The organism is Frateuria sp., assembly GCF_013362045.1.
In the GTDB taxonomy this organism is placed as follows: domain Bacteria; phylum Pseudomonadota; class Gammaproteobacteria; order Xanthomonadales; family Rhodanobacteraceae; genus Frateuria_A.
Window position 1 is genome coordinate 1 of sequence record NZ_JABFWW010000183.1, and the last position, 8,839, is coordinate 8,839.

Sequence of the window (8,839 nt, forward strand, 5' to 3'; positions counted from 1 at the left end):
TGTGGCTTGTCCATGCAAGAGTAGGTCACCGCCAGGGGCTTTATCCAAAAACCCTCTCCCGCCCGGGAGAGGGTTTTTCTTTGCCCCCAGCACGGCTTGACAAGCAAAACGAGTGCGATCACGCGTTCGACTCCCGTGCGCCTCCGTGTCGTGAGCGCTCCGGGTAAAGCCTATGGCCGTTCTGCGACCTCTCGCCATTTGGATGACGCGTAGGATCGGCGGGCGACATGCCTCCTGCCGGAGCAGTCCGCCTGAAAACCGCTTTTTCGAGATCAACCGGCTCGAGTGCCGTCTAGTCCGTTCTCGCAAACGAGGGCTCGACCCAACTCTCCCCTTGCACTCGGATCCGTCACCCCGGTTCCTCTAGCTTCTGCTAGACGAGGTGCATCATGGAGCATGCCGATGCGCGCTGGCTGGAATGGTCGTTGCCGGCGCTGGCCTGGGTGGGCGGAAGCCTGGATGCCGAGAGCTATCTGGTGCTTGGGCATGTGTTCACCGGGAACATGACGGGCAATACCGTGCTGCTGGCCATGGCGCTTGGTTCGGCGAACATGGCACGGGCGCTACGCTCGCTGCTGGCCGTGCTGGGCTTTGTGCTCGGCGTGGCGGTCGGCACGGGCCTTCTCCGGGGCCAAACGATGGGCTGGAGTGCGCGGGTGAACCACGTCCTTTGGCTGGAGGCCACGCTACTTGGCATGGCTGTGCTCATCTTTGCCAGCGTTGGCCATACCGGGTTTTCACCCTCATGGGTCCACGCGCTGATTGCCCTGCTCGGCACGGTGATGGGCGTGCAGAGCGCGGCGGTGCGGCAGGTCCATTTGGCGGGCGTATGGACCACCTTCATCACCGGCACCCTGACAGAGTGGGTCGCCAGCCTGGTCGAGCGCACGCCGTCAGAGGGATTGCCGGTCGGCCGCGTCCGGGCCTCGGTCTATGCCACCTATGGTTTGGCGGCATTGGTCACGGCCTGGTTGCAGGACCGCTGGCCACTGGTGGCAATCGCACTGCCTTGGCTGGTGCTGCTGGGTGTCGGTACCTGCGGCGCGCGGCGGATGCGGCGCGCCGGGCAGGGTTAGAGCGCGTAATCGAACTGCTCGCGGAACGCCCCGGCAAATTCGTCGTGGGTGAAACGCTGGTTCTGCGTACCGGGATGCTCGACCTTCAGCGCGCCCATCAACGACGCCATGCGGCCGATCGTCGGCCAGTCGTAGCCCCGCATGATGCCGAAGATCAGGCCAGCCCGGTATGCGTCGCCGCAGCCGGTGGGATCGACCACTTGCCGCTCGCGGGCCGCGGGAATCTCGATCACCTGTCCGCCGGTATGGATCAGCGAACCGCGCGGCCCCAGCGTGACGATGTAGGCCTGGGTGCGGCGGGCAATCTCCCCGGCGCTCCAGCCGGTGCGCTGCTGCAGCAGCTGCGATTCGTAGTCGTTGACGATGACGTAGTTGGCCTTGTCTATCATCGAGCGGAACTCGTCGCCGTTGAACAGCGGCATTGCCTGGCCCGGGTCGAAGACGAAGGGCACGCCGCGGGCGGCGAAATCATCCGTGTGCTGCAGCATCGCTTCGCGCCCGTCTGGCGCCACGATGCCGAAAGCAGCGTCGGCCACGTCGCCCACGTGGTTGTGGTGCGAGCTGGACATGGCGCCCGGGTGGAAGGCGGTAATCTGGTTGTTGTCCAGGTCCGTGGTGATGAAGCATTGCGGCGTGAACTGGTCCTCGAACACGCGCACGCCTTCCAGGCGGATGCCGCAGCGGATCATGTGTTCGCGGTACGGGCCGAAGTCCTGACCGACGGTCGCCATCGGCAGCGGATCGCCGCCCAGAAGCTTGAGGTTGTAGGCGATGTTGCCCGCACAGCCGCCGAACTCGCGGCGCATCTGCGGCACCAGGAAGGAGACGTTAAGGATGTGGACCTTGTCCGGCAGGATGTGGTTCTTGAACTGGTCCGGGAACACCATGATGGTGTCGTAAGCCAGCGAACCGCAGATGACGGCTGACATGTTGGAAGCAACCCCGATCGGCAACGCGGACGGCGATCGTCCGGCAAACCCAGCAATCCTAGCGCGAGGCTTCGTCTAAGGCGACAGGCGCTTGCGTTTCGAAGCGGCGGGACGGCTCAGGAAATGCGCGCATCATCGCGTTCTGAAAGGCTTTCTTAACTTCTTCACGCTTGCGTGGCTGGGGCCCGGTCACTAGACTGACGCGCTTACTTTTTCTCCTGCAGACGGCGTGCCAGGCCTCATGTTCAAGAAGTTCCGCGGCATCTTTTCCAACGACATCTCCATCGACCTCGGCACCGCCAACACGCTGATCTATGTGCGTGGGCAGGGCATCATCCTCAACGAGCCGTCGGTGGTGGCGATCCGCCAGGACCGTGGCCCGGGCGGCCCGCGGGCGGTGGCGGCAGTCGGCGGCGACGCCAAGCGCATGCTCGGCCGCACGCCGGGCAACATCGCAACCGTGCGTCCGATGAAGGACGGCGTCATCGCCGACTTCACCATGACCGAGGCGATGCTGCAGCACTTCATCAAGCAGGTGCACAAGTCGCGCATGCTCAGGCCCAGTCCGCGCGTGCTGGTCTGCGTGCCCTGCGGCTCGACCCAGGTCGAGCGCCGCGCCATCAAGGAGTCGGCCGAGGGCGCGGGCGCCCGCGACGTGTTCCTGATCGAGGAGCCGATGGCCGCCGCGATCGGCGCCGGCATTCCCGTGCACGAGGCGCGCGGCGCGATGGTGCTGGACATCGGCGGCGGCACCTCCGAGGTGGCGGTGATCTCGCTGAACGGCATCGTCTATTCGCAGTCGGTGCGCGTGGGCGGCGACCGCTTCGACGAGGCGATCATCAACTACGTGCGCCGCAACCACGGTACGCTGATCGGCGAGTCCACCGCCGAACGCATCAAGATCGAGATCGGCTGCGCCTTTCCGCAGAGCACGGTCAAGGAGATCGAGATCTCCGGCCGCAACCTCGCCGAAGGCGTGCCGCGCATGTTCACGATCAATTCCAACGAGGTGCTGGAGGCGCTGCACGAGCCGCTGTCGGGTATCGTGGCGGCGGTCAAGTCGGCACTGGAGCAGACCCCGCCGGAACTGTGCTCGGACGTTGCCGAGCGTGGCATCGTGCTGACCGGTGGTGGCGCGCTGCTGCGCGACCTGGACCGCCTGATCTCCGAGGAAACCGGCCTGCACGTGCAGGTGGCCGACGACCCGCTCACCTGCGTGGCGCGCGGCGGCGGCAAGGCGCTGGAGTTGATCGACCAGCACGGCAGCGACTTCTTCGCGCCGGAGTGAGCGAAACTCCATCCGCGGTCGTCGCGGTTTTCTGTTCTCCCGGTTCCTTGGGCCGGTGAGAGAATCCAGGTGAGGGGCGGATGTTCGCGGGGAGGCCGATCGAAGTGCGCTTCGATGTTGGATTGAGGCCGGCGCAGCCCCTTGCCCCATCCTTCTATCCCGACGGCCGGCGCGGGCGGAGGCAAAAGGCAGCAGGTACCCTGCGGGTACGTGCCGCCGTTCTTTCCGGCGGGCGTGTGCGCCGCCTATCTCCTTGCAGGTTTCTCTGAATGGGCCAGGATTCCTCGCCCCTGTTCGCCGGCTCGACCGGCACGCTGCGGCTGATCGGCTACCTCGCGCTGGCGATGGTGTTGATGGTGCTGGACCATCGCAACGGCTGGATGTGGCGCATGCGCCACGGCGCGGCCGTGGTGGTGGAGCCGCTGTACCGGCTGGCCGGCCTGCCGGTGGAAGGCATGCGCACGTTGAGCGTGGCCTTCGCTGACCGCCGGCGGTTGACCGAGCAGAACCAGCGTCTGCGCGAGGACCTGCTGCTGGCCAACGCCAAGCTCAATCGCATGGCGGCCGTGGCCGAGCAGAACGAGCACCTGAAAGAACTGCTCGACACGCAGCGCAGCCTGGACCTCAACGTGCAGCTGGCTCGCGTGGTCGGCGTGGACCTGGGCGCCTACCGCCATCGCCTGCTGATCAACATGGGCGCGCGTGACGGGGTCAAGCCGGGCCAGCCGGTGATCGACGCGCACGGCGTGATGGGCCAAGTCATCCAGACGTTGCCCACCACGGCGGTGGTGATGCTGATCACCGACCCGAACAACGCCCTGCCCGTGACGGTCGAGCGCACTGGTTTGCGCGTCATCGCCTACGGTTCGCGCGAGGGCGATCGCCTGGTGCTGCCGACGATCCCGATGGCGGCCGATGTGCAGGCCGGCGACCGGCTGCTCACTTCCGGCCTGGGCGGCCGCTTCCCGCCGGGCTTTCCCGTGGGCGAGATCACCCACGTGGCGCCCGCGCCTACCGGCATGTTCCTGGAAGCGCAGGCGCAGCCCAGCGCCGACATCAACCGCAGCGAGGACGTGCTGCTGTTGCACGACCAGGCCGAGCCGGCCGGTCCACCCGAGCCGGTGACGCCGATGGGGCCGCCGGCCGGCCTGGCGCCCGCCGCCTCGAGCAGCGCCGCACCGCCGCCGCGCCCGGCCCAGGGAGGCAGGCGATGAACCGCCAGAGGCTGGGCATGTGGTGGTTCGTCGGCACGCTGGTGTTCTCGCTGCTGTCGATGCTGGTGCCGCTGCCGGACGTGCTCGAACCCTTCAAGCCGTACTGGCCGGCGCTGGTGCTGCTGTACTGGTCGCTGGAATCGGGCGACCGCGTGACGCTGGGCCTGGCCTTCGCGATGGGGCTGGCGGCCGACCTGCTCGACGGCGTGCTGCTGGGCGAACAGGCATTGCGCCTGACTGCGCTGGTGTTCATCGCGCTGCGCTTCCGCTCGCGGCTGCGTTTCTTCCCGATATGGCAGCAGACCCTGGCGGTGCTGGCGCTGCTGCTCAACGACCGCATCCTGCTGACCATCGTGCGCGTGTTCGCCGGGGACGCGCTGCCGCCGCCGATCTGGTGGGTGTCGCCGTTCGTCGGCGCGGCGCTGTGGCCGTTCGTGTTCCTGCTGCTGGACGACCTGCGCATGCGCCTGCGCCTGCAATGAGATGAAGAAGCGGCGTACCCTGAAAGACCCTCGCGGCGAGGCGGCGTTGTTCCAGCGGCGCTCGCTGGTGGGCTTCGCGCTGATCGTGCTGGGTCTGGTCGCGCTGTCCGGACGCTTCTTCTACCTGCAGGTGGAGCGCCACGACGAGTTCGTCACCCGTTCGGAGAACAACCGCGTCAAGCCCAAGGTGATCCCGCCAGCGCGCGGCCTGATCTACGACCGCAACGGCGTGCTGCTGGCCGACAACGTGCCGGCGTTCCGGCTCGAGGTGGTGCCCGAGCAGGTGCCGGACATGCAGGCGATGCTCAGGCAGATCGGCGCGGTGGTGCCGCTGGACGAGGACGACATCGCCACCTTCCGCAAACAGCTCAAGCAAAGCCGACGCTTCGAGAGCGTGCCGCTGAAGATGCATCTGTCCGAGGACGACATCGCCCGCTTTGCGATCAACCGCTGGCGTTTCCCGGGCGTGGACGTGGTGCCTTACCTGACCCGCCACTACCCCTACGGCGAGCTGTTCGCGCACGTGATCGGCTACGTTGGGCGCATCGACGCGGACGACCTCAAGCGCCTCGATCCCGACCGCTACCAGGGCACCAGCCACGTCGGGCGCAGCGGCATCGAGCGCTCCTACGAGGACGCGCTGCACGGCACGCCGGGCTATGCCCTGGTCGAGGTGAACGCCGACGGGCGCACCCAGCGCGTGCTGGAAACCCACCCCCCGACACCCGGCAAGAACCTTTACCTCTCGATCGACGTGCGCCTGCAGAAGGCGGCGACGGCGGCGTTCGAGGGGCGCCCGGGCGCAGCGGTGGCGATCGACCCACGCAACGGCCAGGTGCTGGCGATGGTCAGCGTGCCCAGCTTCGATCCGAATCTGTTCGTCAACGGCATCAGCGGCGCCGACTACAAGGCGCTGACCACTGCGCCAGACAAGCCGCTGTACAACCGCGCACTGCGCGGCGTGTATCCGCCGGGCTCTACGGTCAAGCCGTTCCTCGCGCTGGGCGGCCTCGAATACGGCGTGCGCCGGCCGGAGGACACCGTGCTGTCCACCGGCGAGTTTTGCCTGCCTGGCCAGTCGCGCTGCTACCGCGACGACACCCGCGGCGGCGACGGCGTGGTGAACATGGTGCGGGCGATCGAGAAATCGACCAATACCTATTTCTACAAGCTGGCGCTGGACTTGGGGATAGACCGGCTCAGCAATTGGATGGGCCGCTTCGGCTTCGGCCAGAAGACCGGCATCGACCTCGACGGCGAACTGTCGGGTGTGCTGCCCTCGCGTGAGTGGAAGATGGCCAACTCGCGCCAGCCCTGGTATCCGGGCGAGACCATCATCGCGGGCATCGGACAGGGCTACTGGGCGGTGACGCCGCTGCAGCTGGGCCATGCCTTGTCGATCGTCGCCGGACAGGGCGTGCCGCGCGCGCCGCGGGTGGTGATGGCCACCCAGGACAACGTCGAGGCGCCGCGGCAGATGCTGGCCAATCCGCCCACGGGGCCGTCGCTGGTGAGCAACCCGAAGAACCTGGACGTGATCAAGCAAGGCATGGAGGCGGTGATCACCGGCGGCACCGGCGCCAAGCAATTCATCGGCTTCCCGCTGGTGGTCGCCGGCAAGAGCGGCACCGCCGAGCGCTTCTCGCGCACCACCTCGGCCTACGACACCAACAAGAACAACGCCTACCTGGCCAGCCGCCACCGCGCCTGGTTCGAGGCCTACACGCCGGCGGACGATCCGAAGATCGCGGCGGTCGCCCTGCTGGAAGCCGGTGCCTGGGGCGCGCAGGACGCGGGGCCGATCGTGCGCAAGGTGTTCGAAGCCTGGCTGGCTACGCAGGGCGGAGCGCCCGTCGCGCCGGCGCCCGCGCAGACCGGTCCGGCGCCGTCGGGCAGCGCCCAGGTCGAGGACCTGCCGGCCCAGGCCGAGAGCGAGGCCATCCCATGATCGAAGCGCTCCATGCCCGCGCGCGCCGCTTCCTGCGCCGCATCCTGACCCGGCCGCGGATCGACCTGCCGCTGGCCGCCGGCCTGTTCCTGCTGGCCTGCGTCGGGCTGGTCACGCTCTACAGCGCCGGCGGCGGCGACCTCGGGCTGGTCGGCGGCCAGGCCGCGCGCTTCGTGTTGGGCGGCGCGCTGCTGCTGCTGATCTCGCGCATACCGCCGACCGTGCTGCGCAACTGGACGCCCTGGCTCTATGCGGGCAGCACCGCGCTGCTGGTGGTGGTGGCGATCCTGGGCGAAGGCCGCGGCGCCGATCGGTGGCTGGACCTGAAATTCATGCGCTTCCAGCCGTCCGAGCTGCTCAAGCTGACCATGCCGATGATGGTCGCCTGGTACCTGCACCCGCGCCAATTGCCGCCGAGCTGGAAGGACATGGCGGTGGTCGGCGCGCTGATCGCCATTCCCGCCGTGCTGATCGCCAAGCAGCCGGACCTGGGCACCGCGCTGCTGGTGGCGGCGGCCGGCGCGTTCGCGCTGTTCCTCTCCGGCGTGGCGTGGTGGCGCATCGGCCTGCTGCTGGCGGCGGTCGGCGGCATGATTCCGGTGGGCTGGCACTTCATGCACCAGTACCAGCGCGATCGCGTGCTGACCCTGCTCAACCCCGAGTCCGACCCGCTGGGCAACGGCTGGCACATCATCCAGTCGCAGATCGCGGTGGGCTCCGGCGGCGTGTTCGGCAAGGGCTGGATGCACGGCACGCAGTCGCGGCTGGAATTCCTGCCCGAGCACACCACCGACTTCATCTTCGCGGTGTTCTCCGAGGAGTTCGGCCTGGTCGGCGTGTGCCTGCTGCTGGCGCTGTACGCCTTCATCATCGGCCGCTGCCTGTGGATCGCGATGGAGGCGCGCGACACTTATTCCCGCCTGCTCGCCGGCGCGATCGGCATGAGCTTCTTCGTCTACGTGTTCGTCAACGGCGGCATGATCGCCGGCATGCTGCCGGTGGTGGGCGTGCCGCTGCCGTTCGTGAGCTATGGCGGCACCTCGGCGGTAAGCCTGCTGAGCGGCTTCGGCGTGCTGATGTCGATCCACGCCAACCGCAAGATGCATGACTAAAGCGACTGTCATGCCTGTGCCCGTGTACGGCCCTGGATGGCGGGTTTGCGCATGATAGGCTTGGCTGCGATGTCGACCGCCACCGCGCAATCCATGTCCATCCCTCGTTTGCGCCTGCGGGGTGCGTTCGCCGCGCTGGTGCTGATGCTTGCCGCACCGGCGCTCGCGCAAACGGCGACCGTGCACCCGGGCCAGGCCGAACTGGTGCGCGAGGTGGCGCGCGACGCCGGCAAGAGTCCCGCCCGGATCGATGCATTGCTCAGCGGCGCGCGGATGCAGCAGTCGATCCTCGACGCGATCAGCCGCCCGGCCGAGGCCAAGCCGTGGAAGGACTACCGGCCCATCTTCATCACGCCCAAGCGGATCGACGAGGGCGTGGCGTTCTACCGCGAGCATCGCGCATTGCTGGAACGCATTGCCGGCCAGTACGGCGTGGCGCCCGAATACATCGTGGCGATCCTCGGCGTGGAGACCTTCTACGGGCGCAACACCGGCAAGTACAAGGTGCTCGATGCGCTGGTCACGCTGGGGTTCTACTACCCGCCGCGCGCGCAGTTCTTCCGCGAGCAGCTCAAGGTGCTGCTGGAGTTGCCCGACAACCATCTGGCCGGGCCGCCGGACACGCTCACCGGCTCCTATGCCGGCGCGCAGGGCTGGGGCCAGTTCATGCCCTCGAGCATCCGCGATTTCGGCGTGGACGAAGACCACGATGGCCACATCGATCTCCAGGGCTCGCTGCCGGACATTCTCGCCAGCGTGGCCAACTACTTCGCCGGGCACGGCTGGGAGC

8 protein-coding genes are annotated in these 8,839 nt (G+C 67.7%); 7 read left to right on the forward strand and 1 reads right to left on the reverse strand.

Features of this window, described 5'->3' with window-relative positions; translation table 11 throughout:
• Nucleotides 1-389 precede the first annotated feature (389 nt).
• Nucleotides 390-1,076, forward strand: coding sequence for a YoaK family protein (locus tag HOQ08_RS08405; protein WP_291193239.1), 687 nt, complete (start codon nt 390-392; stop codon nt 1,074-1,076).
• Here HOQ08_RS08405 and HOQ08_RS08410 read toward each other — a convergent pair.
• The gene (locus HOQ08_RS08410) at nt 1,073-2,005 is read right to left on the reverse strand and encodes a carbohydrate kinase family protein (RefSeq protein WP_291193241.1); all 933 of its coding nucleotides are present in this window, start codon (nt 2,003-2,005) and stop codon (nt 1,073-1,075) included. The two genes, HOQ08_RS08405 and HOQ08_RS08410, sit on opposite strands and share 4 nt — an antisense overlap.
• A gap of 241 nt (nt 2,006-2,246) precedes the next feature.
• Here HOQ08_RS08410 and HOQ08_RS08415 point away from each other — a divergent pair, with 241 nt between their 5' ends.
• The 6 genes from HOQ08_RS08415 to HOQ08_RS08440 all read left to right on the forward strand — a co-directional run.
• Entirely contained in the window at nt 2,247-3,293 is a 1,047-nt protein-coding gene (locus HOQ08_RS08415; RefSeq protein ID WP_291193243.1) for a rod shape-determining protein, read from the forward strand.
• A gap of 269 nt (nt 3,294-3,562) precedes the next feature.
• Nucleotides 3,563-4,507, forward strand: a complete 945-nt coding sequence (gene mreC / locus HOQ08_RS08420; protein ID WP_291193245.1) for a rod shape-determining protein MreC — start codon at nt 3,563-3,565, stop codon at nt 4,505-4,507.
• Nucleotides 4,504-4,989 carry a rod shape-determining protein MreD gene (gene mreD / locus HOQ08_RS08425; RefSeq protein ID WP_291193247.1) on the forward strand — a complete coding sequence of 162 codons (486 nt, stop codon included), beginning with the start codon at nt 4,504-4,506 and terminating at the stop codon, nt 4,987-4,989. Before mreC ends, mreD begins: the two co-directional genes overlap by 4 nt.
• Nucleotide 4,990: 1 nt before the next feature.
• Nucleotides 4,991-6,937 (forward strand): penicillin-binding protein 2, encoded by a 1,947-nt coding sequence (gene mrdA, locus HOQ08_RS08430; protein ID WP_291193249.1) that lies wholly within the window; start codon nt 4,991-4,993, stop codon nt 6,935-6,937.
• Complete coding sequence (rodA, locus tag HOQ08_RS08435; protein WP_291193251.1) at nt 6,934-8,049, forward strand: rod shape-determining protein RodA; 1,116 nt, start codon at nt 6,934-6,936, stop codon at nt 8,047-8,049. Before mrdA ends, rodA begins: the two co-directional genes overlap by 4 nt.
• Nucleotides 8,050-8,193: 144 nt before the next feature.
• On the forward strand, nt 8,194-8,839 hold a 646-nt coding region (locus HOQ08_RS08440; RefSeq protein WP_291193253.1), incomplete at its 3' end, for a lytic murein transglycosylase.